Below are 25,550 nucleotides of genomic sequence, written 5' to 3'. Positions count from 1 at the left end.
CATGCTCGAAACTCCTGTTTGATTCGTTGCCATGCGGCAGGCCAGCCCGCCGCGTCACCCTACGCGAAATCCCCGTCCGGAAAGAGCATGGCGCACACGCGCTCCAGGTGTCCACGCATGGCGCTCTGCGCACCCTGCACGTCCCCGGACTCCACCGCATCGAGAATCCGCCCATGCGCGGCGAGGGACGCCTCGCTACGCTCGGCCGTCACCAAGCCATCGTCACGCACCTCGTCCAGCACATCGCGCATACGATCGGTCAGCTCCGCCAGCAGGGCGTTGCCGCACATGCGCGAAAGCCGCTCGTGAAAGAGCGCGTCCGAACTCCCACCCGTGCCGCCGGTGGCCACTTCGGCCCGCTGCGCGTCGAGGATATCCCGCAGCGCCGCCACGTCGTCCCCGGTGGCGTTGCGCGCGGCCATGCCCGCCATGTGCGGCTCCAGCAGAAGCCGCACTTCGAGCATCTCGCGCAGTCTGCGTCGCCCGGCGGCGATGGAATCCGCCAGCCCGGCGATGAACTCGCCCCGGCGGTTGTGCGCCACATAGGTGCCGCTGCCGGGGCGGCTCTCCAGCACGCCCTGCTCCGAGAGCACGCGAATGGCCTCGCGCACGGAACTGCGCGACACCCCAAAAACCTCGGCCAGCCGCCGCTCCGGCGGCAGCCTGTCGCCCGGTGCAAGCTCGCCGGAAGCGAGAAGCCCGCTTATGCGTTCCACGATTGCCTCGTACACGGATGCCCGGCTCACGGCCTCGACCGTCCGAAACACCTCCGAAGGCAGTGTCTTCACGCCCATGGTTCAGACCTCCAAATTGGTCTGACCAAAATACCAAACAGACCAATTCTGTCAATCACCATTCTTGCTCGCCCCGCCCAGCCACAGCACGCCGCACCCCTTTGCGGGCCTTGACGCACGTGGCAATTCAGCATATGATGATATCTCAATATGCAAATACTCAACTTTGCCAAGGCCATCGCCGATCCCACCCGCCTGCGCCTCATGAGCATCCTGCATGAGCACGAACTGGCCGTGGGCGAGATCGTCGAAGTCCTCTCCCTCAAGCAGTCGCGCATCTCGCGACACCTGAAGATTCTGTCCGACGCAGGTCTCGTGCAATCGCGCCGCGACGGGCAGTGGGTCTTCTACACAGGGACGCCGCGCGGCGAAGCCCGGCGCTTCCTCGATGCCATCGATTCCTTCGTGCGCAACGAGGAGGAGCTTGCGGAAGACGCGACACGCGCCACACGGGTCGTTGCCGCACGCCGCAAGGAGACGGCCCGCTTCTTCGGCTCCATCGCCGGGGACTGGGACCGCATCCGCCACGAAACACTCGGCGGGCTGGACATCGCGGGTATCGTGGCGAAGCGGATGCACGGTGCCACCACGGCAGCAGACCTCGGATGCGGCACGGGCGGCCTGCTGAATGCGCTGGCCACGCATGCGCAGCGCGTCATCGGCGTGGACAACTCGACGGAGATGCTCGAACGCGCCCGCGAATCCTTCGGCGAACGCGCCGGGGCCAGCGGCAGCGTGAGCCTGCGCATCGGCGACCTCGAACATCTTCCGCTTGCTGACGGCGAGGCCGATTTCGCGGTAATGTGTCTGGCACTGCACCATCTCGCCTCGCCCGTAGAAGGCGTACGGGAGGCGCACCGCGCGCTCGCGCCGGGCAGCCGCTTCATTCTGGCCGATTTCGAAAGACACGAACTGGAATCCATGCGCACCGAATCCGGCGACCGCTGGCTCGGCTTCGACCCGGACACGGTCCGCGCGTGGCTCACCGATACGGGATTCACCATCGCCAACGAGGATCGCTTCGACCTGCCGTCGGGCCTTGGCCTGCGGCTCTTCGAGGCGGTGAAACAGTAATTTCCGGAGGAAACATCATGGCAAACGTCAAGCCTTTGGACCTGAGCCTTCCCTATCTCGTCAGGGACATCAGCCAGGCCGATTTCGGCAAAAAGGAAATGCAGCTCTCCGAGCGCGAAATGCCCGGCCTCATGGCCATCATCGAGAAGTACGGCCCCCAGAAGCCCCTGAAGGGCCTCAAGGTCACCGGCTCCCTGCACATGACCATCCAGACCGCCATGCTCATCAAGTGCCTCTACGAGCTTGGCGCGGATCTGCGCTGGGCGTCCTGCAACATCTTCTCCACGCAGGACCACGCCGCGGCCGCCATCGCCGAGTCCGGCATGGCCAAGGTCTTCGCCTGGAAGGGCGAGAACCTCGAAGAGTACTGGTGGTGCACCGAGATGGCCCTCACCTGGCCCGACGGCTCCGGCCCGGACCTCATTGTCGATGACGGCGGCGACGCCACCCTGCTCATCCATCAGGGCGTGAAGGTCGAGAAGAACCCCGCGCTGCTCGACGAGCACACCGACAACAAAGAATTCCGCATCATCATGGACCGCCTCGCCGCCAGCGTGAAGGCTGACGCAGGCAAGTGGACCCGCATCGCCGCCAAGGTGCGCGGCGTGTCCGAGGAGACCACCACCGGCGTCCACCGCCTGTACCAGATGCAGGAGAAGGGCGAGCTGCTCTTCCCGGCCTTCAACGTCAACGACTCGGTCACCAAGTCCAAGTTCGACAACCTCTACGGCTGCCGCGAGTCCCTCGCCGATGGCATCAAGCGCGCCACGGACATCATGATCGCCGGCAAGGTCGTGGTCGTCGTTGGTTACGGCGACGTGGGCAAGGGCTGCGCCCAGTCCATGCGCGGCTTCGGCGCGCGCGTCATCGTCACCGAAATCGACCCCATCTGCGCGCTTCAGGCCGCCATGGAAGGCTTCGAAGTGACCACCATGGACGAGGCCTGCACCATGGGTGACATCTTCGTCACCGCCACGGGCAACTACCACGTCATCCGCGGCGAGCACATGGAGCGCATGAAGGACGAGGCCATCGTCTGCAACATCGGCCATTTCGACAACGAAATCGACATGGTCTACCTCGAGAACACCCCCGGCTGCACCCAGGTCAACATCAAGCCGCAGGTGGACAAGTGGACCCTGACCTCCGGCCGCAGCATCATCATGCTCGCCGAAGGCCGTCTGGTGAACCTCGGCTGCGCCACCGGCCATCCGTCCTTCGTGATGTCCAACAGCTTCACCAATCAGGCGCTGGCACAGATCGACCTCGCCAAGAACGACTACGAGCCCTGCGTCATGATCCTGCCCAAGACGCTGGACGAGGAAGTGGCGCGCCTGCACCTCGCCCGCCTCGGCGTGAAGCTCGACACTCTCTCCAAGGAACAGGCCGACTACATCGGCGTACCCGTGGAAGGCCCCTACAAGGCCAGCCACTACCGCTACTAGTCCACACGGTTCCGACTTCGCCTCGCACGCCGCCCCGCTCGTCAGAGCGGGGCGGTTTTTTCGTGGCCGCAAACACACCCCGCGAAACGAAGAAAACGCGCCATACCGCCAAGGTCTGGCAAAGGGCGCATCTTCCTGTTATCGTTGCGACAATCGTTCCCGTCACAACGGGGTTTCCTTTTGCGCCGAAGACTGGCACATGTGCCGTGAACGGCTGCCGCACGGTGCGGCGGCCACATGCCCTCTGGAGGGGGCGACATGCGACGAGACATCACCTATTCCGTTCCCTGGAACCTTGGCCTGATCACCATCGGCACCGCGCTCTTCGCGCTGGCCGTCAAGAGCATCGCCGTGCCCCACGGCTTCATCTCGGGCGGCATCGCCGGTCTGGGCATCCTGCTCTACTACCTCACGGACGCACTCACGCCCGGCATCTGGCTGTGCGTGCTCAACATCCCGGTCTTTCTCATCGGCTGGTTCGCCGTGAGCCGCCGATTCTTCTTCTATAGCCTCTACGGCACGGTCGCCATGGTGTTCTTCGTGGACCTCATCGACTGGAAATTCCCCGTGCAGGACCCATGGCTCGCGGCCATGGCGGCGGGCACCATCTTCGGCGCCGGGCTTGGCATCGCCTTCCGTTCGCTCGGTTCCTGCGGCGGCACGGACATCGTGGCCGTGGCCCTCAACCAGCGCTACAACCTGCGCATCGGAACGGTGAACTTCAGCTTCAATCTGGCGCTTTTCGCATGCAGCATGTACTATCTCGACGTTGACCGCGTGCTGTACTCGCTGGCCACCGTGTTCATCGGCGCGCAGGTCATGGAATACTTCCTCGGCATGTTCAACCAGCGCAAGATGGCGCTCATCATCTCGGACAAGACCGAGGAGATCGCCAAGACTGTGCTCAAGGACCTGCACCGTGGCGCGACCTACCTCTACGGAAGGGGGGCCTATTCCGGACGGCGCAAGCGCATCCTGCTGACCGTGGTCAACAACATCCAGGTCAAACGGCTCGAAGAGGCGGTCTACACCATCGACCCGCAGGCGTTCACCATCGTCGAAAGTCCGCTGAACGTCCTCGGGCACAACTTCTCCCGCAGGAAGGTCTATTGACGTGAAGACACCCGTGGCTCTGCTGTCCGACTTCGGAACCGGCGACCCCTACGTCGCCCAAATGAAGGGAGCGATCCTGCGCATCAACCCCGACGCGCTCATCGTGGACGTGACCCACGGCATCGAACCGTTCAATCTCGCGCAGGGCGGGTTTCATCTCAATGCGACCCGCCCCCACTTCCCGCAGGGAACCATCTTCGTCGCCGTCGTCGATCCCGGCGTGGGCGGCACCCGGCGCATCGTCCTCCTCGAAAAGGACGGCCAGCGCATCCTCGCCCCGGACAACGGCCTGCTCGGCCTCGTGCTGGCCGCCCCCGGCGAGGCCCGCGCCTTCGACATGAGCGCCCACATCCGCGCCCGCGCCGACATTAGCCACACCTTCCACGGGCGCGACGTCTTCGCACCGCTGGCCGCGCGCCTCGCCCTCGGCGAAGCCCCCGAAAGCCTCGGGCCACAAATCCCCGTGGACGCCCTCCAACGGCTGGACTGGGCCGCACCACAGCCCGCCGCAGACCGACGCGCCGTCTCCGCCGTGGTCCTGCACGTGGACCGCTTCGGCAACTGTATCCTCAACATCCCAGACGCCCCGTGGTTCGACACCTTCTGCGCATGGTCCGGCCTCGCGCTCTCCTCACGCCGACACAGCGCCTCCGTGGTCTGCGCGCAGATCTACTCGAACATTCCCCTCGGCGCCCTCGGCCTCATGCGCGGCAGTCAGGGCTATCTCGAACTGTCCATGAATCAAGCCTCCGCCGCCCGACTCCTCTCTGCAACCTGCGGCACCCGCATCACCCTCTCCGCCACCGACGACGCATCATGAAAACCTTTGTTCTCTCCTTCACCGCAGCCTTCGGATTCCTCACGCGCCTCGCGCCGCCCCGCATCTACGACGACAAGGTCTTCGCCGCCACCATCGGCTGGTTCCCCCTCGTCGGCTTCGTCCTCGGCACGCTCCTCACCGCGCCCTTCGCCCTCGGCGTGCTGCGCGGGCAGCCATGGATTCAGGCGTGGCTGCTCCTCGGCGGCTCCCTCGCCCTCACCCGTGGCCTGCACTGGGACGGCTGGGCCGACCTCTTCGACGGCTGGGGAAGCAACGCGCAAGGCCAGCGCTTCTGGGACATCGTCAAGGACAGCCGCACCGGAGCCTTCGGCGTCATCGCCCTCGTCATGGGCCTGTCCGGACAGCTCCTCCTCCTGCATCAGGCCCTTGCCGCCGAAGCCTACACCGCCGTCGCCTTCGCCTTCATCCTCGGCCGCAGCCTCGCCGCATGCACTGCCTTCTGCGGGCGCTCCCTCGTCCGCGCAGGCAACGGAAAGCTGTTCCTCGCCGGGGCAACCGTCCCCGTCATCCTCCTCGTCATCGCGCAGACCCTCTTCGCCGCGCTCTTCGTCATCCCCCCCATCACCATCATCCCGACCCTGTGCCTGTGCCTGCTCGGCCTCGTCGAACTCGTCACCCTCGCCCGCAGAAACGAGGGCATGAACGGCGACTTCCTCGGCGCAGCCGTCATCTGGGGCGAAATCTCCGCCCTCCTCGGCTGGTGCATCGCCGCCAACATGAATCTGCCACTACTGCCATAGGCCAGGCGCATCGCTCGTCGCTGTGGCCGGGGCGTATCGTTCGCGGCCACATGCAAGACGCAGGCTCCGCCGGCCAAGGGGCCGCTGGCCCCCTGGACCCCCGATATGCGATAGGCCGTCTCCCCTTGGCAGACCAACCGGCTTTTATCCAATAATTTCAATATATAAGGATTCTCAAGGGAATTATTCCCTTGAGCGGGGTCCGGGGCAGCGCCCCGGCCGCCGGAGGCGATTTTCCCCCCTGCCCGGCCGCCGCAGGCCCATTTCCCCCCTTCGCGACGCGACGGTCGTACCGTCTACCGCAGGCACGAAAAGGCCCCAGCCAGACCGAAGCCTGACCGGGGCGGGATGGAGATCAGATTGATACGACGGGCTAGAAGGTCTTGGCGGCCTGCAGCTCGTCGTCGGTGTAGTCCCACGTGACGTTGTGGGGCGGCAGTGCTTCACGGAACCAGCGGGGGAGCTGATCGTCGTGCTTGGTGAAGCCTGCGTCGGCGTTGAAGGAATGTTCGTCCTTGAGCACCTGCACGCCGAGGGCCAACACGTCGTCCGGGGTGATGGAGCCGCCGTAGCGCGCATTGAGCAGATCGCACATGACCTGCATGGCGTCCGGCGTATCAAGGACGGCGAAGGCCACGAACAGGCACATGCCCGAGGAGTCGATGGCGGCAGTGGCGATCTGGAGGTTCTTCGAGAGCTCGATGTTGCCTTCGTCCTTGTGCCCGTCGACGTCGCCACCGACCTTGAGGACGTTCTGGCACACGGCGTAGCCCGCGGTGTGGTCGCCGCCCATGGGGTTGGTGGCGTAGGTCACGCCCACGCCCTTGACGGCGCGGGGGTCATAGGCGGGCAGGGCCTGATTCTTAACCACGGGCACACGGTCCACGCCGAGGGCGGCGGCGGTGTAGCCGGTGCCATTGCCGATGATGCGGCCCATGGGGTCGGCGGTGCCGATCTTCTTGAGCAGTTCGTAGGCGGCGGGTCCGTCGCCCCACGGGATGAGTCCGCCCTCCATGGCGATGGCCACGGTGTTGCCCATCTCGATGGTGTCGATGCCCTTCTCGTCGCACAGGCGGTCCATCGCGGCGATGAGGTCGAGATCGTGAATGAGGGAATTCGGCCCGAAGGCCCAGAGGGTTTCGTACTCGAAGCCGGAGGTGACGTATTCGCCCTTCTCGTCCACGTAGCGCTGCGAGCACTGCATGACGCAGCCGGGGTGGCAGCCCTCGTGAACCTTGCCGCCGCGCTTCTCGATGGTCTCGCTGAGCTTCTCGCCCGAGACGTCGGCGGCGTGATCAAAGCGGCCGGTGCGGAAGTTCTTGGTGGGCAGCGCTCCGGCCTCGTTGATGATGTTGACGAGGATGGCGGTGCCGAATCCGGCCAGTCCCTGCCCAGTGACGGGGTGGTTCTTGAGGATTTCGGTCCAGCGCCGGTTGGCGGCCTTGAAGGCCTCCTTGTCGGCGTACTCGATGCCGGAGGCGTCGGCGTCATCCACGGCGATGCAACGCACGCGCTTGGAACCCATTACCGCGCCCATGCCGCCGCGCCCGGCGGAGCGGGCGGGATTGCCGTAGGGGTCGGAGAACTGGATGGTGGCGGCCTGCATGCACTGCTCGCCAGCGGTGCCGATAAGCGCCACGGCGGCCTTGCCGCCGAAGAAGTCGTTCAGGACGTCCTGATAGGCGTAGTTGTCCCGACCGCCACGCTCGGGCGCGTCGAAGAACTCAACGCCGTCCTTGTGGATACGAATGGCGGTGAAGGGCGCGTCGCGCTCGGGCTTGTCTTCGAGGATAACGGCCCCGATGCCGAGCTTGGCGAGCTTTTGAGAAACGATGCCGCCGGAGTTGGATTCCTTGATGGTGCCGGTGAGCGGAGACTTCGCGCCCACGGAGATGCGGCCGGAGTTGGCGGCCATGGTGCCGGAGAGCAGACCGGGCGCGAAGACGAGCTTGTTCTCCTTGGACAGGGGATGCGCGTTCGCGGGAACTTCGCGACGGATGATGCGAGAGGTGAGCGCGCGGCCGCCGAGGCCGGAATACTCGCCCATCTCCTCAATGGCGCAGGTACGCTCACGGGTGTTGATGCGCAGAATCTTCATCGTGTTTTTCCTCCAGATTGCCGTCTGGTAAACCGTTGCTTCAATGATCCAAACCTATTAGCATCTACGTACAAAGCGAAAGCATTGTCAAAATGCCGCAAGGCGTAACAATGGATATTTCTGGTCATTGCAGCACGCAACGCCATGCGAAGCATTCCGTTCACGACAGAAAACAACGACAAACAACAGATACGAACCGCAGAGGGCATCAATTTTTGTCGAACAAAAATCCGTTCTCAAATGGCTCCCCCACGTCCGGCGTGACGGTCCACGTCGCTCCGGAGGCGCTGGGCCTGCTGGGCGCGCTGCTCCACACGGGCGTCGGGCTGCGGATTGACGGCCCCATGAGCGTTCGCGCGCTCCTGACCGGTCCCCTCGGCCTCGATACCGGATACGTGGAGCGCGAGGTGAGCACCATTTTCCTCGACGGGCACCCCGTGGACGACATCGACGCCGCCGTGGTGACACCGGGCTGCGAATTGGCGCTTTCCGGCCCACTCCCGGGCGTCTGCGGCATCACCATGCGCAGGGACAGCCCCGTGGCCCGCATGCGCAGTTCCATCGCCTACGAAGCCCCGCATGACGACGCGAAACGCGGCGCGGGGACCGTCACCCTGCGCATGTTCAACTTCGTGTGCCGCGATGCGGGACGCCACGCGCTGGCCGCAGGGGTCCTCGTCCCACGCGCTCGACTGGCCGACGCGCTGGCGGCGCTCGCGCGTGAAGATGCACAGGCCCTCCGCTCTGCCCGCCGCGACGAAAAGGAGGTTGCGCCAGAGGTCCTTTTCGCATGGCTTCGCGAAACGCCGGACGAGGACACGCTGTTCACGGCAATTTCGGCCTGAACCGGAGCCTGCGACCGAACGATGCCGACCGGGATTTGGATTTGGGCATTTGCAATCGCCGATTCTTGCGGTAAGGCAAAGCAAACCATTCCCGTGACAATTCGGGATGTTCGATCGGAGGACCAGTGAAGAAAGGCTTTTTCCATGTGGTAAGCCCCACCGAATTCAAGGGGCTTCTGAAGCGCTTCCCCGCGCTTGCTGCAGCCGAAGCAGGGCTGCTGGAGGCCACTGGGCGCACGCTCGCCGCAGATGTCGCCGCACACGAGGACCTGCCCATGGTCAACCGCTCGTGCATGGACGGCTACGCGCTTTCGGCCCGCGACGCCTTCGGGGCCACCGAGGGCAACCCCGCCTATCTCGAATGCACAGAGCATCTCCCCATCGACAGAATTCCGGACACCCCCCTCGCTCCGGGGCACTGCGTAGGCATCGTCACCGGTGGCACCCTGCCCGAGGGAGCGGACGCGGTGGTCATGGTCGAGCACACGCAGGAACTCGGCGCGGGAACCATCGAAATCCGCAAGTCCGTGGCCCCGGCAGAAAACGTGATGCTTCGCGGCGAGGACGCCCGCGCCGGACACACCGCCCTGCCCGCCGGAACCCTGCTGCGCCCGCAGGAAATCGGCCTGCTGGCCGCGCTGGGCTATGCCCGCGTCCCGATCCACGCCCGCCCTAGGGTCGGCATCATTTCCACCGGAGACGAGCTGGTGCCCGTGGAATCCGTTCCCGCACCGGGCCAGATACGCGACGTCAACTCCCACGCCCTCGGGGCGCTGGTCCTCGGTGCAGGGGCGGAGGTCACACTCTACGGTCTCGTGGCGGACGACGAGGACAGCCTGTGCGCCGCCGTGGAACGCGCCGTTGCGGAAAACGACGTGGTCTTTCTCTCCGGCGGCAGTTCCGTCGGCGTGCGCGACCTCACGCAGACCGCCATCGAACGCCTGCCGGATTCCGAAATCCTCGCCCACGGCGTGGCAGTAAGCCCCGGCAAACCCACCATCCTCGCCCGTGTGGGCAACAAGGCCGTGTGGGGACTGCCCGGACAGGTCACCTCCGCGCAGGTGGTCATGCTCGTATTCGGCCTGCCCTTCCTGCGCCATCTGGCCGGGGACGCCGAAGCCTTTGGCGACGCCCGCAAAAATCTGCGAAGCGCCACGCTGGCCCGCAATATCGCCTCCAAACAGGGGCGTGAGGACTACGTGCGCGTGCGCATGGAGCACCGCGAGGACGGCAGCCTCGCCGCCGTACCAGTCCTCGGCAAATCCGGCCTGTTGCGCACCATGCTGCGCGCCGACGGCCTGATCCGCATCCCGGCGGACACCGAGGGACTTTTCGAAGGCCAGACCGTGGACGTCTGGCTGTTGACCTGATCCGGTTGTCCCACGCGGGCGGCCCGCCGCCCCGCCAGCGACCGGAACGCATCCGCACGCACCAACGCGACGGCCACGCCGTACGCCGGAGGCACACATGAAGCGCAACATCTATCTCGACACCGTTCCCATGGACGAGGCCGTCGCCAAAGTCCGCGCCCTTCTCGACAGGCACGCGCTCATCGGAACCGAAACCGTGCCCACCCATGAGGCAACGGGCCGTGTGACGGCCGAAGCCGTGTACGCGCGGCTGTCCTCGCCCACCTACCACAGCGCGGCCATGGACGGCATCGCCGTGTGCGCCGAACGCACCTTCTCCGCCCGCGAGGACGAGCCGCTACGCCTCGCGCCCGGAGAATTCGTTCCGGTGAACACAGGCAACGCCCTGCCCAAAGGCATGGACGCCGTCATCATGATCGAGAACGTGGTCATGAACGCCGACGGCACGGCCAGCATCGAGGCCCCAGCCTTTCCGTGGCAGCACGTGCGGCGCATCGGCGAGGACATCGTGGCCACCGAACTGCTCATCCCCCAGAACCACGAACTGAACGCCTACGACATCGGGGCGCTCCTCTCCGCTGGCATCTGGGAACTCTCCGTGCGCGAGCGCGTGCGTGCCTGCTTCATCCCCACCGGCGACGAGGTGCTGGACTTCCATGACCGCCCCGAGCCGCGTCCCGGACAGGTGGTGGAGAGCAATTCGCAGGTCTTCGTCTCGCTGGCGCGGGCATGGGGCATCGACGCCCGCCGCGTGCCGCCGGTGCCGGACCGCCCGGAGGCCCTCACCGCCGCCGTCACGCAGGCGCTGGCCTCGGACGCGCACATCGTGGTCATCGGCGCAGGATCGTCCGCCGGAGCCAAGGACTACACGCGTTCCATCATGGAGAGCGTGGGCACCGTGCTGGTACACGGCATCAAGGCCATGCCCGGCAAGCCCTCGCTCCTCGGCGTGGCGGACGCCGCCCACGGCGGCAAGCTACTGGTTGGCGCGCCGGGCTATCCGGTCAGCGCCGTGGTCTGTTTCGAGGAACTGCTGGCTCCGCTGGCCGCATGGCTTGAGGGCCGCGTCCGTGGCCGTCGCAGAACCGTCGAGGTGGAACTCACCCGCCGCGTGCCGTCCAAGCTCGGCATGGAAGAATTCCTACGCGTGTCCATCGGCCACGTGGGCGGCAAGCATGTGGCCACACCGCTTTCGCGCGGGGCAGGCATGATCACCACCATGACCCGCGCGCAGGGCATCTGCCGCATTCCGGTCAACAGCGAGGGCGTGGATCAGGGCGAGCACCTGCGCGCCGAACTGCTGGTGCCCGAGGAAGCCCTCGAACGCACGCTGGTCACCGTGGGCAGCCACGACAACACCATCGACCTGCTGGCCGACGCGCTCATGGGACTCGAAAACCCCATCCGCATCGCCTCCACCCACGTGGGCAGCATGGGCGGTCTCATGGCCGTCAAGAACGGCTCCTGCCACATGGCCGGAACGCACCTCTTCGACCCCGAGACCGGCGACTACAACTTCCCCTTCATCAAAAAGTACCTGCCCGACATGGACACGGTGCTGGTGAACCTCGCCGTGCGCCATCAGGGCCTCATCGTGGCTGCCGGCAACCCCAAGGGCATCACCGGCGTGGCGGACCTCGCCCGCGACGACGTGCGCTTCATCAACCGCCAGCGCGGCGCGGGCACGCGCATCCTCCTCGACTGGCACCTCTCGCAGGCGGGCATCGCCCCGTCCAGCGTGGCGGGCTACGACAAGGAAGAGTTCACGCACATGGCCGTGGCCGTGAACGTGCTCACCGGAGCGGCGGACTGCGGACTGGGTATCATGGCCGCCGCGCGGGCGCTTGGGCTCGACTTCGCGCCCCTTGCCCGCGAACGTTACGACCTGCTCATCCCGAGGGCCTGCCTCGACGACCCGCGCGTGCAGGCGGTGCTGGCGCTCATCAAAACCGAGGACTTCCGCACACGCATTGAGGCGCTTGGCGGCTACGAGACCGCGCTGACCGGGCAGATCATGACGCCCGGCCTGCCGCTGCCCTAGACAGGACAGACAAGAACGACAAGGGCGGCGCTTCATGCGAAGCGCCGCCCCTGAACGTGCCACCGGACTACCGCGCCGTCGCGCGGCTTGCCTTTCCACCCGTTTTTGCCACAATACGCACCATGAAGATCACCGTGAAATGCTTCGCGACACTCAAGTCGTTCGAACCGGCCGAGGCCGAGGCCTTCGAGCTTCCCGATGAAACCACCGTCGGCGGCCTCATGGGCATTCTGGGCATCGACCCGGAAGAGGTGAAGATCATGTTCATCAACAGCAGGCACACCACGCCCGAGGCTGTCATCGCCGACGGCGACCGCGTGGGCCTGTTTCCTGCCGTGGGCGGAGGCTGAACCATGGGCAACGCCGATCCCCTCGGCCTGCGCATCCGCGAATGCGCACGGCCAAAGTCCATGCCCGACGACACACCCTATCTGAGCATAGGCCTCGACGCCACGGCGCAGCTCGCCGCCGAATTCCGCGTGCCCCTGCGCGAGGTGGAGATCGCCGCCCTCGGCGCAGGCGTGGTGCCCGAGCACTACGTGCGCAACTTCCACACCGTCGACATGACCGGACAGGCGCGGCTCCTGTCCTCCCGCGCGGCCCTCGTGGGCCTCGGGGGGCTAGGCGGTCTGCTCATCGAGGCCATGGCCCGCATGGGCGTGGGGCGCATCGTCGCGGCCGACGGCGACCGCTTCGAGGAAAGCAACCTCAACCGCCAGCTCACCTCGTCGAGCACGCTGGTGGGCCTGTCCAAGGCCCGCATCGCCGCCATGCGCGTGGCCGACGTGAACCCCGCCGTGGAGTGCGTAGCCCACGAATCCTTCGCCGACGAGGCGGACATGGCCTCCATGTGCGCCAGCGCGGACGTGGCCGTGGACGCCCTCGGCGGGCTGGACAACCGCCCCGCCCTACAACGCGCCGCCACCAGCGCGGGCATCCCGCTGGTCACCGCTGGCATCGCCGGGCTATCGGGCTACGTGGCCACCGTGCTTCCGGGGCAGCCCGGACCGTCGGACTTCCTCGGCACGGGACACGCGGCCGAGGACAGTCAGGGCAGCCCCGCACCGGGCGTCTATGCCGCAGCCAGCCTGCAATCAGCCGAAATCATGCGCATCCTCTCGGGCCAGCCCCCGGCGCTGGCGGGCCGGATGCTCGTCTTCGACCTGCGCGACGCGAGCTTCGAGACGGTGACCATCGTCGAGTGAGGCGACGCCTCACCGCGCCCCACATCCTCCGCCACGAGCACGAAGCCCCTATCGTGGCCCCAACCGTGCGACACTGGCGCGGCTAGCTCTTCACGTTCAGAATCCCGCCTCCGAGCGCATCGCGGACCTTGGCCGCAAGAGCCTTGCGCCGCGTCTCCGCCACGCCCGTCAGCAGCCCCGTGGCTTCCAGATAGGGATTGGCGTCCCGCTCCGAGGTCGTGGCCAGCGAATCGATGACCTCGGAAAGCGATGCCCGCTTGTGCAGGTCGAACTCCCGCTCCACGGACGGCCCAGGGTCCACGAGGGCCGACGGCGTGAGCAGACGGTCATACAGACTCGGCGTACGCGCCCGCACGGATGCCGAAAGAAGCGCGGGCACGAAGCCGTCACTGCCCGCCAGCAACTCCCGCGCCGCCGCCGGATCGCGCACAATGCCCTCCCAAAACGCATCGCCGTCCACCCACAGCAGGCGCTCCGCCGTGAACTCGCTGACGCCAAGCCCGCCCAGTCCATTCCTGCGCGCGGTGAACGGTGCCCGCCAGCGCTCGGCGAATCCGTCCTCGAAAAGATCCTGCACCGGCAGCACGGCGCTTCGCAGGTCGTTGTAGGCATTGACCACGTCCGTAAAGCGATCCTGCACCTCGGTGAAGGCCTCCACGAGGGAAAGCGGCAGGCTCTCCTCGCCCGTGCCCGACTGGGCCTGAACCAGCACCCGCCCCCGGTCGAGGGAGAATATCCCCGTCTCCGAGCTCATCTCCACCCCGTCCACGGTGACCGAGGCGTCCGCGCCCGGCGTGGCCGTGGACGTCATGCCCAGAAGGTCCAGCAAATCGCCGGATGGCGCGGAGGACCAGCCCGTCCCGTCGTAGAAGGCGTCAATCCCGGTCTCTTCGTCATACAATGCGTTATACGCAGCGGGTGTCGTTTCGTTCCACGCCGCGCCGTCGTATTCGTAAATGCGGTCCTGCACCCAGCCGTTTGCCGTGGCTGTGGCCACGTAGCGCTCGCCGCCCATGGGAGCGGCGGGCAGGCCGCCGGTCGGATCAAAGAAACGGGTGACGTCCCCGAGCCACGGACCGCCATAGTCCTCCAGAAACAGCCGCTGCCCGAGCTTGGGCGAGGCGAGTTCCACCTCCAGATAGCGCCCCTCGGCCAGAAGCGGTGCGCTGTCGAGACCGGAGGAGCGCTCGCCATCGCGAAGCGTGGCGCGAAGGCCCGTGGTGGTGGAATTGATGGAGTTGGCCACGGCGGTGAGCACCTCGTCCCACGTCATGCCGTCCTCGATGCCAACGGAGATGGTGCCGCTCGCCCCGCCCACGGTGTAGCGCAGGCGATGCTCGCCAGCGGTCACCCCGGCCACTGCCTGCGGATCGAACACCGTGGAGCGGATGGACGTTGGCATGGCGCGGGAATTGACGCGAACGTCGTAGGTGGACAGAGAGGCGGGTCCGACGGGGGCATCCGTCTGCGTGAGGTCGAGAGCGGCGATGAGGTGGCCGTTTGTATCCGCGAATTCCACGTCCTGATCGGCGTGGGCGGCATTGACCGTCACGGCGAGGACGGCTCCGGTGCGGTTCAAAATATCGAGCTGATTGCGGGGGGCGTTCTGGCGGATGACCTGCGCCTGTACGGACAGCGGCAGGTTATTGATCTCCGCGGCGAGCAGGTCGAGGATTTCCCCCCAGTCTGCTCCGTCAGGCACGTCCACGGTCACGGTGCGGGACTGGCCGCCCTGCGTGACGCGGAAGGTGTAGGACGTGCCATCGAGGCCCGTGTCGGCATAGGGATCGCGACCGCGAGAGAAGTACTTGTAGAAACGGGAGGCCTCGTCCTGACCGCGCACTTCGGCTACGAGGCGTCCGGCCAGCTCGTCCGAGGCATTGGACGGTGTGATGAGACGTGCGCGGGACAGGGCGTCCTCCACCGGCCACGAAAAGCGCGACAGCGAGGACTCCAGCGCCTCCACCCGCGCCGAAAGGCCTTCCACCACGCCGGTGGCCAGCCTGCCGTAGCGCATGCGCCGCTCGGCCTGCTCGTAGCGCCACGCCACGCGCGAGTCGAAGGCCATGCGTTCGAGGGCGGAGGTGACGGCCTTGCCCTCGCCCGGTGTGCCCACCCGCATGTTCACGGAGGCCAGAAGAGCCTGAAAGTCGATACTGACCATGACCCCGCCCGGAGGTTGACGCGCGAACGCGCAAAGGCGGGAAGAACGCGAAGGACGCTAGGCCTGCCCGGAATCCGGCTGCGCGTAGACCACGGTTTCGAGGCACAGGCCCTGCGGCGGCGCGGTGGGATAGCGGTACGCGCTGCGATCCGTGGCGGCCAGAACGCGGGAGACGTCCTGCGGGGCGAACTGCCCACGGCCCACGGCGACCATGAAGCCCATCATGTTGCGCACCATCTGCTTCAGGAAGCCGTCCGCCGAGAACCGCCAGACAATCTCATCCGGCGTCTGCCCGGCGTGGCGCGTCAGCGCATGCACCGTGCGCACGGTGCTCTTCACGGGAGTGCCCGCGTTCTGGAACGACCGGAAATCGTGCTCGCCCATGAAGAGTGCCGCAGCGGCATCCATGGCCTCAAGGTCGAGCGGTCCTGCCTTCCAGACAAAATTCCGCCTTTGCGGAATACTGTATCGGCCATTCAGCCACAAACTATAGGCGTAGGTCTTGGAGACGACGCTGTAGCGCGCATGCATGGACTCGTCCACGATGCGCGCGTCGATGATGGAGATGGCGGGGTCGATCTGGGCGTTGATGATGTGCTGCCAGTCCAGCGCGGCCTTGGCGTCTGGAATGTCCACGTGCGCCACCTGCCCGAGGGCATGCACGCCGGAATCGGTGCGCCCCGAGCCGTGGGCGCGCACGGACACGCCGCACACGCGCGAGACCACGTCCTCCAGCGCACCCTGCACCGTCTGGCCCGCTTTGGCCGCCTGCAACTGCCAGCCGCAGAAATCCGTTCCCTCGTAGGCGAGGGTCAACCACAGACGCGCCATGGGTTACTCGAAGGGAATCTGGAGCCGCGTGAGCTGCTCGGCCAGTCGCGCCGCCTTCTTGGCGTCCACGAAGGAGAGAATCTCGCCAGCCTGACGCCCGCGCATGCCCGACAGAATCTTGACGGCCTGACGCTCGTCCATGGTCTCCAGCACCTGCGCGGCCTGCTTGGCCTTCATGTTGGAGAACACCTCGACGAGATGCTTGTCCTTCTTGTCCTTGACGGCCTTCGCCTCTTCGAGCATGCGCTCGATCTGCTCGCGGGTCTTCTTCAGCTCCGCCATGTCGCGGGCGATCTTCTGCTCCAAGGCCTTGAGGTCACGCTCGCGGCGGTCGAGGTCTTCCTGCATGCGCGTGAGCGCATCGCGGCCAAGGGCCGGTTCGGCGGGAGCCTGCGCCTGCGCGGCAGGGACAGCGGCCGGGGCGGGAGCATTCTGGGCGTGGGCCACGGACGGACGCACGGCATCGAGCACGACGGAACGCGCCGCGTCCGCCACCTGCGCACGGCCGGAGCGCGCGACGTCGGTCACGGGCGCAAGGGCCTGCCAGCCGAGGACGGCCAGCAGACACAGCTTGAACAGGGCCAGACACATAAGGCCCTTGAGTATCCTAGAAAGTCCCAGCCCCGAAACGAAGCGTCGCCATTTCATCGGCTTCCCTCTGCTCCCTCGCGTTTTCTTCCAGACGGAAGGCGGCCTCCTGCGAGGCGCGCATCCGTTCCAGCAATTTCCTTTCCTTGGCCTTGGCCACGAGATCCTGACGGCGAGCGTTGACCTCCTTGGCCCTGCGGAACAGCTCCTGCTCCGCCTCGGCGAGGTCGTGCTTCAGCCTGTCGCGATACATCCGCCACAGCCACAGATCGCCTTCGGAGAGCCGCGTGCGCCCGTCGAGGGCGGCCTCGTGCCGGGCCAGACCGTCGCGCAGGCGGTCCACCAGCGCGGTCTGCTCGTTGTGGGCGCGCACGGCCACGGCCAACTGCATTCTGGCCTGATCCTCCAGCTGGGCGCGAAATTCCAGCACCCGCTGCAACTTGAATCGAAACCGTCCCGCCACGTCGCCTCCGAAGTCTTCCAAGCGTCAACCGCGCGTCGCCACGCTGGCTGCGATGAGACAGTAGCAATATCCGGGCCGTCGGACGACCGGGGCACTGTAACAGGCCGCACCCCGAGGCGCAAAGTGCAGATTGCGTGGCGCGGCGGCGGCCTGCGCGTCGCGGCGATGGGCAAACGCCCGCCAGCCGCCCGCAACGCCCGCCATGGGGCTTGCGGTTCGGCGCGGGATGTGTTGGTCTGCCTGTCGAGGAGACACATCCCGACATGGAACGAATGGACGCCCTGCTTCAGGCCCTCTTGAGGAAGCACGACCCCGACGGCATGCAGCAATGCCTGCGCAGGCTGTGGCGGCACTGGCCGGACATCGTCGACGAGCACATCGCCGAGATGGCCAAGCCCATTGGCCACCGCAAGCGCACGCTGCTCATCGGCGTGGAGGATTCCATGATCATGCAGGAACTGACCTTCTACTCTCCACGCATCCTCCAGCAGGTCAACGACTTCCTCGGGACGCCCCTGTTCGACAGGGTCATGCCCGAACTCATCAGGGATCGGATGTCCCTCGACGCGATCCGCAGGGAGCTTGCTCCCCTGCCGCGTCCGCAAGCCATCCGCCCCGCGACGCTCGGCACCAAGGCCGGGACGTTCGCCCCGGATTCCGCCGTGGGACGATGCTACGAAGCATACGTGAGGCTTTTCGGAGACCGGAACCGCCCAGATTCGGACGGCTCCCGATCGCTTCATGCACATATACCCAAGGAGGACATCAGACGATGAGCGAAGCACTCACCTTCCAGCTGAAGAAGCCGCTCGAAAAGATGACCGTGAAGGAACTGCGCGAGCTCGCCATCCGCGAGGCCCCGCAGATTACCGGAGCCTCCGGCATGGAGAAGCAGACGCTTCTCTCGGCCATCAAGGAGACCCTTGGCATCGCCAACCACGAAGAGGGCGCGCCGAACCCGTATCAGGGCCAGATCGCATCCCTCAAGGGCACCATCCACGAGCTTCAGACCGCCAAGCTCGACACCACGGACAAGACCAAGCGCAAACTCATCCGCAGGAAGATCAACAAGCTGAAGAAGCACACGCGGCGCATGGCCCACAACGCCTAGCGGCCGCCGAAATTTTCCTGTAGAAAAGAGTTGACAGCAACGGCCCAAACCCGTAAATCGCAAATTCCGTGTTGGCGGATCGTCTAATTGGCAGGACGCTGGATTCTGGCTCCAGTAGTCAAGGTTCGAGTCCTTGTCCGCCAGCCAACACTGTCCCCATCGTCTAGCTCGGCCCAGGACACCTGCCTTTCACGCAGGCGACAGGGGTTCAAATCCCCTTGGGGACGCCATGAGCGTCAAGCCCTCCGGAGAAATCCGGAGGGCTTTTTCGTTGTGGGCAAGGCGCGGCGACGAGGGAAAGGTCGCACACGTGACCACGGCGGAGTATGCGCGAAGTATACGGAGCCGTCACGACACGACGTTTCGCGACGCGGCCTGTCGCATGGCAGCGCCCGGCTCGCCCTCTTGAGAGAGAGCACCTCTCCCCGCGCCCCTCTCCGCACGCCGTCACCCCGCCCGGCCATGAACGCCGCGCCATCCACGCCTCCCTTTTGCCCCCCATCCGCATTTTCCATTTGACAGCCCTCCGTTTTGCGCGTAGATGCCTACTTCCTTTGTTGGCGGATCGTCTAATTGGCAGGACGCTGGATTCTGGCTCCAGTAGTCAAGGTTCGAGTCCTTGTCCGCCAGCCAACAAGTCCCCATCGTCTAGCTCGGCCCAGGACACCTGCCTTTCACGCAGGCGACAGGGGTTCAAATCCCCTTGGGGACGCCATGAGCGTCAAGCCCTCCGGAGAAATCCGGAGGGCTTTTTTGTTGTGGGTGAAATCCGCGTGGCGCGTCGCACCCCTCGCCATTGAGACGAATGTGAATGAGTATAACGGCGAAATGCCGACTCTGCCATGTGGAAAACTTTTCACCGCCCGCGCAGGCCAGTGCACCCCCTCAGTCCACGCTTGCCCCCCGCCGCCCCGAGGGGTAGACCGAAAGCATCACGCATTTCATCAAGGACGCGACACCATGACCACCTTCGAATTCTCCCCCATCGGCACCATCCGCTCCCCCTTCCGCGAGCTTGCGGGCATGCCCATCCAGCCCACCGGCGCGCAGGACGCCATCGGCTACATCGACATCGACCCCAAATACGCCAAGGGCCTTCACGACCTCGACGGCTTCTCGCACATTATCCTTCTCTACGCCTTCCACGCCTCGCACGGCTTTTCGCTTACGGTCACGCCGTTCATGGACGACACCCCGCGCGGCCTCTTCGCCACCCGCGCCCCCAAGCGCCCGAACCCCATCGGTTTCTCGGTGGTGGAACTGCTCGCCGTGAGTGGAACGCGCCTCGACATCCGCGGCGTGGACATCCTTGACGGCACGCCGCTGCTGGACGTGAAGCCCTTTGTCCCCCGCTTCGACGCGCCGGACGCCACGCGCATCGGCTGGCTGGAGGGCCGCGACGGACAGAGCGAAACCCGCCGCGCCGACGACCGCTTCATCGAAAAAAACTTTTCCTGATCCCCACAGGAAACCGGAACGGGGCGTCCACCGCCCCGTTCGCACCTGCCGCCGCTCCGCAGGAAACTCAAACACACCCACGCGTTCCCCCTCGCCGACACACCCTCTACAAGTGCAAAAACCCGCACAGCGCATGGCTTGACAAGCCACCGGAGCGCTCATATATCTGGCACTCCAAAACGATAGCAAGCTAATTATTATTTCCCTATCAAAAAGCAACTACAACGAACGGAGAGTTTCCCATGTCGAAAGTTGGACGTCTGACGCTCCTCTGCCTGCTCTTCGCCACAGCCCTCATGAGCGGCTGCACCGAAGGCAACGCCTCCAAAGGTTCGGGCAAGACCCCGCCCCCGCCGCTGGTCAAGGCGCAGGTCGTCGAACGTAGCGACATACCGCTTACGGTCGAGTACGTTGGCCAGACCGCCGGTTCCCGCGAGGTCGAGGTCCGTGCCCGCGTGGGCGGCATCCTTCTCAAGCGCGCCTACGTGGAAGGCAGCCCCATCCGCGAAGGCGAGCTCATGTTCACCATCGACCCCGAGCCGTTCCGCGCCGATCTGGCACAGGCCAACGGCCAGTTGGCCAGATGCAAGGCCACGCTCCAGCAGGCAGGCCTTGACCGCGATCGCATCCTCGCACTCTATGCCGACGGCGCGGTGAGCACGCAGGAACGCGACAACGCCATCACCGCCTACGACGCTGCCGAGGCCGACGTGCAGGCCGCCAGCGCCCGCGTGCGCGAGGCCGCCATCAATCTCGGCTACACCGAGGTCCGCGCCCCCATTTCCGGCATGACCAGCAAGGAGACGCGCTCCGAGGGCAGCCTCGTCAGCACCGATGCCGCCGGCAGCCTGCTGACCACCATCACCCAGCTCGACCCGGTCTACGTGAATTTCTCCATACCCGGCACCGAGGCCCTGCACTACCGCAAGCTCGCGGCCGAAGGGAAGTTCTCCGTCCCGACCGACGGCTACACCGTGCGCATCCGCATGAGCGACGGCGCGGTGTATTCCGTTCCCGGACGCATCAACTTCTCGGACAAGCAGGTCGACCCCATGACCGGCTCCATCCGCTCGCGCGCCGAGTTCTCCAACCCGCAGGGCCAGGTGCTACCCGGCCAGTTCGTGCGCGTGCTGCTTGATGGCGGCGTACTCACCAACGCGCTGCTCATTCCGCAGCGCGCCGCGCTGTTCACGCAGAGCGGTCCCATCGTCTACGTCCTCGACGACAAGGGCATCCCCTCCCCGCGTCCCGTGGTTCTCGGCGACACCGTCGGCGAATCCTTCATCGTGGAAAGCGGCCTCGAAGGCGGCGAACGCATCGTGGCCGAGGGCGTGGTCAAGGTCCGCCCCGGCATGCCCGTGAACGTGGCGGGCGCGGCCCCCGCCGCGCCCAAGGGTGCGGAGGGCTAATCCGTGATCTCACGCTTCTTCATCAACCGCCCCATCTTCGCCACGGTCATCTCGCTGCTGATCACGCTGGGTGGACTGCTGGCGATCGAAACGCTGCCCATCGCGCAGTACCCGGACCTCGTGCCGCCGGAGGTCAACGTCTCCACGACCTACCCCGGCGCCAGCGCCGAGGTCATCGCCCAGTCCGTGGCCGCTCCGCTGGAGCAGCAGATCAACGGCGTGGACAACATGCTCTACATGCGCTCCTCCAGCTCCAGCAGTGGAGCGCTGAGCATCAGCGTCACTTTCGCCATCGGCACCGACCCCGATCAGGCCACCATTAACGTCAACAACCGCGTGCAGGCGGCTCTGGCCACACTGCCCGAGGAAGTGCGCCGTCAGGGCGTCACCGTCAGCAAGCGCTCACCGAGCATGCTCCAGGTGCTCAACATCGAGTCCGACGGCCGCTACGACACGGTGTTCATGGGCAACTACGCGCTGGTCAACATCCTCGACGACCTCAAGCGCCTGCCCGGCGTGGGCGACGCCATGATCTTCGGCCAGCACGACTACTCCATGCGCGTGTGGCTCCGCCCCGACAAGCTCGCCCAGCTCAAGCTGACCCCGGCCGACATTGCCGCGGCCATTCAGGAGCAGAACGCCCAGTTCGCAGCGGGCGGCATCGGTCTCGAACCGCTGTCCAACCCCGTGGAGCTGACCTACACCGTCACCACGCAGGGCCGCATGGTCACCGCCGAGCAGTTCGGCGACATCATCCTGCGCGCCAATCCGGACGGCACGCTCCTGCGCCTCAAGGACGTGGCGCGCCTCGAACTCGGCGCATATAGCTACAACGTGGAAGCCAAGCACAACGGCAACCCCTGCGTGGCTCTGGGCGTGTTCCTCGCCCCCGGCGCCAACGCCCTCGACACCGCCGACCGCGTCACCGCCAAGATGCACGAACTGTCCCAGCGCTTCCCGGACGGCATCACCTACCAGATCCCCTACGACACCACGACCTTCGTGCGCATCTCCATCCACGAGGTGGTTCAGACGCTGTTCGAGGCCATGGCGCTGGTGTTCATCATCATCTTCGTCTTCCTCCAGAACTGGCGGGCGACGATCATCCCGAGCCTCGCTGTTCCGGTGTCCATCATCGGCACCTTTGCCGGCATGTACGTCCTCGGCTTCTCCATCAACACGCTGACGCTCTTCGGCCTCGTGCTGGCCATCGGCATCGTCGTGGACGACGCCATCGTCGTCATCGAGAACGTGGAACGCATCATGTCCTCCGAGGGGCTTTCGCCCCACGACGCCACCGTCAAGGCCATGGAAGAAGTCACCGGCCCGGTCATCGCCATCGTGCTGGTCTTGTGCTCCGTGTTCGTGCCCGTGGCCTTCATGGGCGGACTGGCCGGCGAGATGTACAAGCAGTTCGCAGTCACCATCGCCGTGTCGGTCATCCTGTCCGGCATCGTGGCGCTGACCCTGACCCCGGCCCTGTGCGCCCTGCTACTCAAGCCCGGCCACAGCGAACCGGCCCTGCCCTTCCGCTGGTTCAACAGCTTCTTCGGAAGCGTCACCTCGGGCTACACCTCCGGCGTGCGCTTCCTTCTGAAGCGGACGCTCGTGGGCGTGCTGCTCTTCGCGGGCCTGTGCTTCTGCACGTGGGGCCTGTTCCAGAGGGTGCCCGGCTCGCTGGTCCCCAACGAGGATCAGGGCTTCCTCGCCTCCGTGGCCTTCCTGCCTGACGGCGCGTCCCTCTCGCGCACCGGGGTTGTCATGGACAAGCTCGACGAAGCCATCCATTCCAACGCCGCCGTGGCGGACACCATCACCCTCTCGGGCTACGACCTGTTCTCCGGAACCTACAAGACCAGTTCCGGAACCAGCTTCGTCAACCTGAAGAAATGGGACGAGCGTGACGAGGCCCATTCGTCCTATGCAGTGGTGGGCGACATCTTCCGCACCTCCTACGGCATCACGGACGCCATGGTCCTCGCCTTCAACCCGCCGCCCATCAACGGCATGAGCAACACCGGCGGCTTCGAAGGCTACGTGCAGAGCCGTGGCGGGGCGGATCTCCGCCAGCTGTCCGCGCAGGTTCGCGCCTTCGTGGCCGAGGCCTCCAAGCGCCCCGAGATCGGCAACCTCAGCACCACCTTCAGCGCCAACGCGCCCCAGCTGCACGTGCATCTGGACCGCGAGAAGGCCAAGGCCCTCGGCGTGCCGGTCAACCGCGTCTTCCAGACCATGCAGGCCACCTTCGGCGCCTACTACGTCAATGACTTCAACAAGATGGGCCGCACATTCCGCGTGCAGATCCAGTCCGAATCCGACTACCGCAGCACCCCCGAGGATCTGCGAAACGTCTACGTGCGCTCCGAGACGGGCCAGATGATCCCGCTCACCGCGCTGGTGAACATCGAGCAGACCGTCGGCCCCGACGTGGTGGAACGCTACAACGTGTTCCCCGCGGCCAAGGTGGTGGGCGGCCCCGCGCCGGGCTACAGCTCCGGTCAGGCCCTCACGGCCATGGAAGAGGTGGCGGCCGCAACGCTGCCCGGCGACTTCACCCTCGCGTGGACCGGCTCCGCATATCAGGAGAAGGCCACCGGCGGCACCTCGTCGCAGGTGTTCCTACTCGGCCTGCTCATGGTGTTCCTGATCCTCGCAGCCCAGTACGAACGCTGGACCCTGCCGCTGGCGGTCATCATGGTGGTGCCCTTCGCCATGTTCGGCGCCATCACCGCCAACTGGGTGCGCGGGCTGGCCAACGACGTCTACTTCCAGATCGCGCTGGTCACGCTCATCGGTCTGGCGTCCAAGAACGCCATCCTCATCGTGGAGTTCGCGGCCATGAAGCACCGCGAGGGACTGAATATCGTCGATGCCGCCATCGAGGCCGCACGCCTGCGATTCCGCCCCATCGTCATGACCTCGCTGGCCTTCATTCTGGGCTGCCTGCCACTGGCCATCAGCCACGGCGCAGGCGCGGCCAGCCGCCACTCCATCGGCACGGGCGTCATTGGCGGCATGCTCGCCGCCACGTTTATCGCAACCTTCTTCATTCCGTCCTTCTACAAGGCCATCGCGTCCCTCTCGGAACGCATCAGGAAGCCCCGGCCCGCAGCCGAGGTGAAGGAAGCCTAAGTTGGAACCGCGCGGGGGCGGGCACACCACCCCCGCGCGATAACAGGCCATCCGCCTGCACCGGAGCATCGCATGGACCCGAAACTGTCAGAAATCTTCAACGGCAAGCAACGTGAACTCGGCCTACTCATCGCCGAAATAGCCCGCGAATGGCGGCTTCGCCTCGACGAGCGCATGAAGCCCTTCGGCATGAGCGGCGCCCGCTGGGTGGCACTCTTGTGTCTGCAAAAGATCGGACCGACCTCCCAGAAGCATCTCGCCGAGACCATCGGCGTGGAAAGCCCGACCCTTGTCCGCCTGCTGGACCGGCTCGAACAGGACGGCTGGGTGCTTCGCGAGGTCTCCGAAACGGACCGCCGCAAAAAGCTGGTACGCCTGACGGCACAGGCAGGCAGCTTCCTCGACGACTTCGAGCGCATCGCCATCAGCCTGCGCGAGGAGATCATAAAGGGCATTCCCAAGGACGAACTGGAGACCTGCACCAAGGTGCTCGTCGACATCCGCGCCAGCCTCTTCAGGCTGGCCCAGTAGTCCACAACATACAGCGACCACCCGTCGGCAGCGGGCTCCCTCCGCTCCGACGGTCTTCCCCTACGCGTGGCCGGATGTTCCGACCACGCCCGCGAGGAGGGGGCCTCCCTCACCCCCACCAATCCCCCTCGTGCCCCCTCCTCGTCCCCCACGCATGCGCAGGCGGCCATCGGCCGACCTGCGCATTTGCTTTGCACGAAGGCAGACCGCACGCCACCCGTCTTCCCCAATGTTCTCCGATGGTGTAACAATGAGGGAATCTCCCGGACCGGGCAGCGCTCCATCCCGTTCCGGAAG

At 65.8% G+C, this 25,550-nt stretch carries 22 protein-coding genes and 4 tRNA genes; 20 read left to right on the top strand and 6 right to left on the bottom strand.

What is annotated here, in order from left to right; genetic code table 11:
• Positions 1–59 precede the first annotated feature (59 nt).
• Complete coding sequence (locus tag GGQ74_RS09010) at positions 60–794, bottom strand: FadR/GntR family transcriptional regulator (RefSeq protein WP_167941237.1); 735 nt, start codon at positions 792–794, stop codon at positions 60–62.
• Positions 795–944: 150 nt separating this feature from the next.
• Between GGQ74_RS09010 and GGQ74_RS09005 the strand changes: the two genes are divergently transcribed.
• The 5 genes from GGQ74_RS09005 (at position 945) to GGQ74_RS08985 (ending at position 6,007) form a co-directional block, all read left to right on the top strand.
• The gene (locus tag GGQ74_RS09005; protein WP_167941236.1) at positions 945–1,868 is read left to right on the top strand and encodes an ArsR/SmtB family transcription factor; all 924 of its coding nucleotides are present in this window, start codon (positions 945–947) and stop codon (positions 1,866–1,868) included.
• Positions 1,869–1,885: 17 nt separating this feature from the next.
• Positions 1,886–3,313: an adenosylhomocysteinase gene (gene ahcY / locus GGQ74_RS09000; RefSeq protein WP_167941235.1), complete on the top strand. Its 1,428-nt coding sequence runs from the start codon at positions 1,886–1,888 to the stop codon at positions 3,311–3,313.
• Between the two features lie 258 nt (positions 3,314–3,571).
• Positions 3,572–4,426, top strand: coding sequence for a YitT family protein (locus GGQ74_RS08995; RefSeq protein WP_167941234.1), 855 nt, complete (start codon positions 3,572–3,574; stop codon positions 4,424–4,426).
• A gap of 1 nt (position 4,427) precedes the next feature.
• The gene (locus GGQ74_RS08990) at positions 4,428–5,246 is read left to right on the top strand and encodes an SAM-dependent chlorinase/fluorinase (RefSeq protein ID WP_167941233.1); all 819 of its coding nucleotides are present in this window, start codon (positions 4,428–4,430) and stop codon (positions 5,244–5,246) included.
• The gene (locus GGQ74_RS08985) at positions 5,243–6,007 is read left to right on the top strand and encodes an adenosylcobinamide-GDP ribazoletransferase (RefSeq protein ID WP_167941232.1); all 765 of its coding nucleotides are present in this window, start codon (positions 5,243–5,245) and stop codon (positions 6,005–6,007) included. The genes GGQ74_RS08990 and GGQ74_RS08985 overlap by 4 nt, the downstream gene beginning before the upstream one ends.
• Before the next feature lie 373 nt (positions 6,008–6,380).
• Here the strand turns inward: GGQ74_RS08985 and GGQ74_RS08980 are convergent, their stop codons facing one another.
• Positions 6,381–8,105: an aldehyde ferredoxin oxidoreductase family protein gene (locus GGQ74_RS08980; RefSeq protein WP_167941231.1), complete on the bottom strand. Its 1,725-nt coding sequence runs from the start codon at positions 8,103–8,105 to the stop codon at positions 6,381–6,383.
• A gap of 260 nt (positions 8,106–8,365) precedes the next feature.
• Here GGQ74_RS08980 and GGQ74_RS08975 point away from each other — a divergent pair, with 260 nt between their 5' ends.
• The 5 genes from GGQ74_RS08975 (at position 8,366) to GGQ74_RS08955 (ending at position 13,566) form a co-directional block, all read left to right on the top strand.
• Entirely contained in the window at positions 8,366–8,950 is a 585-nt protein-coding gene (locus GGQ74_RS08975; RefSeq protein ID WP_167941230.1) for a hypothetical protein, read from the top strand.
• 125 nt (positions 8,951–9,075) lie between these two features.
• A complete protein-coding gene (locus GGQ74_RS08970) occupies positions 9,076–10,320 on the top strand; it encodes a molybdopterin-binding protein (RefSeq protein WP_167941229.1) in 1,245 nt (414 codons plus the stop codon).
• Positions 10,321–10,417: 97 nt separating this feature from the next.
• Positions 10,418–12,361, top strand: a complete 1,944-nt coding sequence (locus tag GGQ74_RS08965; protein WP_167941228.1) for a molybdopterin biosynthesis protein — start codon at positions 10,418–10,420, stop codon at positions 12,359–12,361.
• A 122-nt stretch (positions 12,362–12,483) separates the two neighbouring features.
• Positions 12,484–12,711: a MoaD/ThiS family protein gene (locus GGQ74_RS08960; RefSeq protein WP_167941227.1), complete on the top strand. Its 228-nt coding sequence runs from the start codon at positions 12,484–12,486 to the stop codon at positions 12,709–12,711.
• 3 nt (positions 12,712–12,714) lie between these two features.
• Complete coding sequence (locus tag GGQ74_RS08955; protein WP_245168222.1) at positions 12,715–13,566, top strand: HesA/MoeB/ThiF family protein; 852 nt, start codon at positions 12,715–12,717, stop codon at positions 13,564–13,566.
• Between the two features lie 82 nt (positions 13,567–13,648).
• Here the strand turns inward: GGQ74_RS08955 and GGQ74_RS08950 are convergent, their stop codons facing one another.
• The 4 genes from GGQ74_RS08950 to fliJ are packed head-to-tail and all read right to left on the bottom strand — an operon-like array spanning position 13,649 to position 17,612.
• Positions 13,649–15,730 carry a hypothetical protein gene (locus tag GGQ74_RS08950; RefSeq protein ID WP_167941226.1) on the bottom strand — a complete coding sequence of 694 codons (2,082 nt, stop codon included), beginning with the start codon at positions 15,728–15,730 and terminating at the stop codon, positions 13,649–13,651.
• A gap of 57 nt (positions 15,731–15,787) precedes the next feature.
• On the bottom strand, positions 15,788–16,561 hold the full coding sequence (truA, locus tag GGQ74_RS08945) for a tRNA pseudouridine(38-40) synthase TruA (protein WP_167941225.1): 774 nt from the start codon (positions 16,559–16,561) through the stop codon (positions 15,788–15,790).
• Between the two features lie 3 nt (positions 16,562–16,564).
• A complete protein-coding gene (locus tag GGQ74_RS08940) occupies positions 16,565–17,209 on the bottom strand; it encodes a MotE family protein (protein ID WP_167941224.1) in 645 nt (214 codons plus the stop codon).
• On the bottom strand, positions 17,169–17,612 hold the full coding sequence (gene fliJ / locus GGQ74_RS08935; protein ID WP_167941223.1) for a flagellar export protein FliJ: 444 nt from the start codon (positions 17,610–17,612) through the stop codon (positions 17,169–17,171). The genes GGQ74_RS08940 and fliJ overlap by 41 nt, the downstream gene beginning before the upstream one ends.
• A 263-nt stretch (positions 17,613–17,875) precedes the next feature.
• On the opposite strand from fliJ, the gene GGQ74_RS08930 reads away from it, so the two are divergent.
• From GGQ74_RS08930 to GGQ74_RS08885, 10 genes are all read left to right on the top strand, one after another.
• Positions 17,876–18,388: a DciA family protein gene (locus GGQ74_RS08930; protein ID WP_167941222.1), complete on the top strand. Its 513-nt coding sequence runs from the start codon at positions 17,876–17,878 to the stop codon at positions 18,386–18,388.
• The gene (locus tag GGQ74_RS08925; RefSeq protein ID WP_167941221.1) at positions 18,385–18,723 is read left to right on the top strand and encodes a hypothetical protein; all 339 of its coding nucleotides are present in this window, start codon (positions 18,385–18,387) and stop codon (positions 18,721–18,723) included. Before GGQ74_RS08930 ends, GGQ74_RS08925 begins: the two co-directional genes overlap by 4 nt.
• A gap of 72 nt (positions 18,724–18,795) precedes the next feature.
• Positions 18,796–18,870 (top strand) — tRNA-Gln (locus tag GGQ74_RS08920).
• A gap of 5 nt (positions 18,871–18,875) precedes the next feature.
• Positions 18,876–18,953 (top strand) — tRNA-Glu (locus GGQ74_RS08915).
• A 328-nt stretch (positions 18,954–19,281) separates the two neighbouring features.
• Positions 19,282–19,356, top strand: a tRNA-Gln gene (locus GGQ74_RS08910).
• Positions 19,357–19,360: 4 nt separating this feature from the next.
• Positions 19,361–19,438: transfer RNA gene (locus tag GGQ74_RS08905), tRNA-Glu, on the top strand.
• 245 nt (positions 19,439–19,683) lie between these two features.
• Entirely contained in the window at positions 19,684–20,181 is a 498-nt protein-coding gene (tsaA, locus tag GGQ74_RS08900; protein ID WP_167941220.1) for a tRNA (N6-threonylcarbamoyladenosine(37)-N6)-methyltransferase TrmO, read from the top strand.
• A 242-nt stretch (positions 20,182–20,423) separates the two neighbouring features.
• Positions 20,424–21,590, top strand: coding sequence for an efflux RND transporter periplasmic adaptor subunit (locus GGQ74_RS08895; RefSeq protein WP_167941219.1), 1,167 nt, complete (start codon positions 20,424–20,426; stop codon positions 21,588–21,590).
• Positions 21,591–21,593: 3 nt separating this feature from the next.
• Positions 21,594–24,722 carry a multidrug efflux RND transporter permease subunit gene (locus GGQ74_RS08890; protein ID WP_167941218.1) on the top strand — a complete coding sequence of 1,043 codons (3,129 nt, stop codon included), beginning with the start codon at positions 21,594–21,596 and terminating at the stop codon, positions 24,720–24,722.
• 72 nt (positions 24,723–24,794) lie between these two features.
• Entirely contained in the window at positions 24,795–25,253 is a 459-nt protein-coding gene (locus tag GGQ74_RS08885; RefSeq protein WP_167941217.1) for a MarR family winged helix-turn-helix transcriptional regulator, read from the top strand.
• Positions 25,254–25,550 lie beyond the last annotated feature (297 nt).

Source organism: Desulfobaculum xiamenense, from assembly GCF_011927665.1.
GTDB classification, from domain to species: Bacteria; Desulfobacterota; Desulfovibrionia; order Desulfovibrionales; family Desulfovibrionaceae; genus Desulfobaculum; species Desulfobaculum xiamenense.
This window is presented reverse-complemented; position numbering and strand designations above follow the sequence as displayed.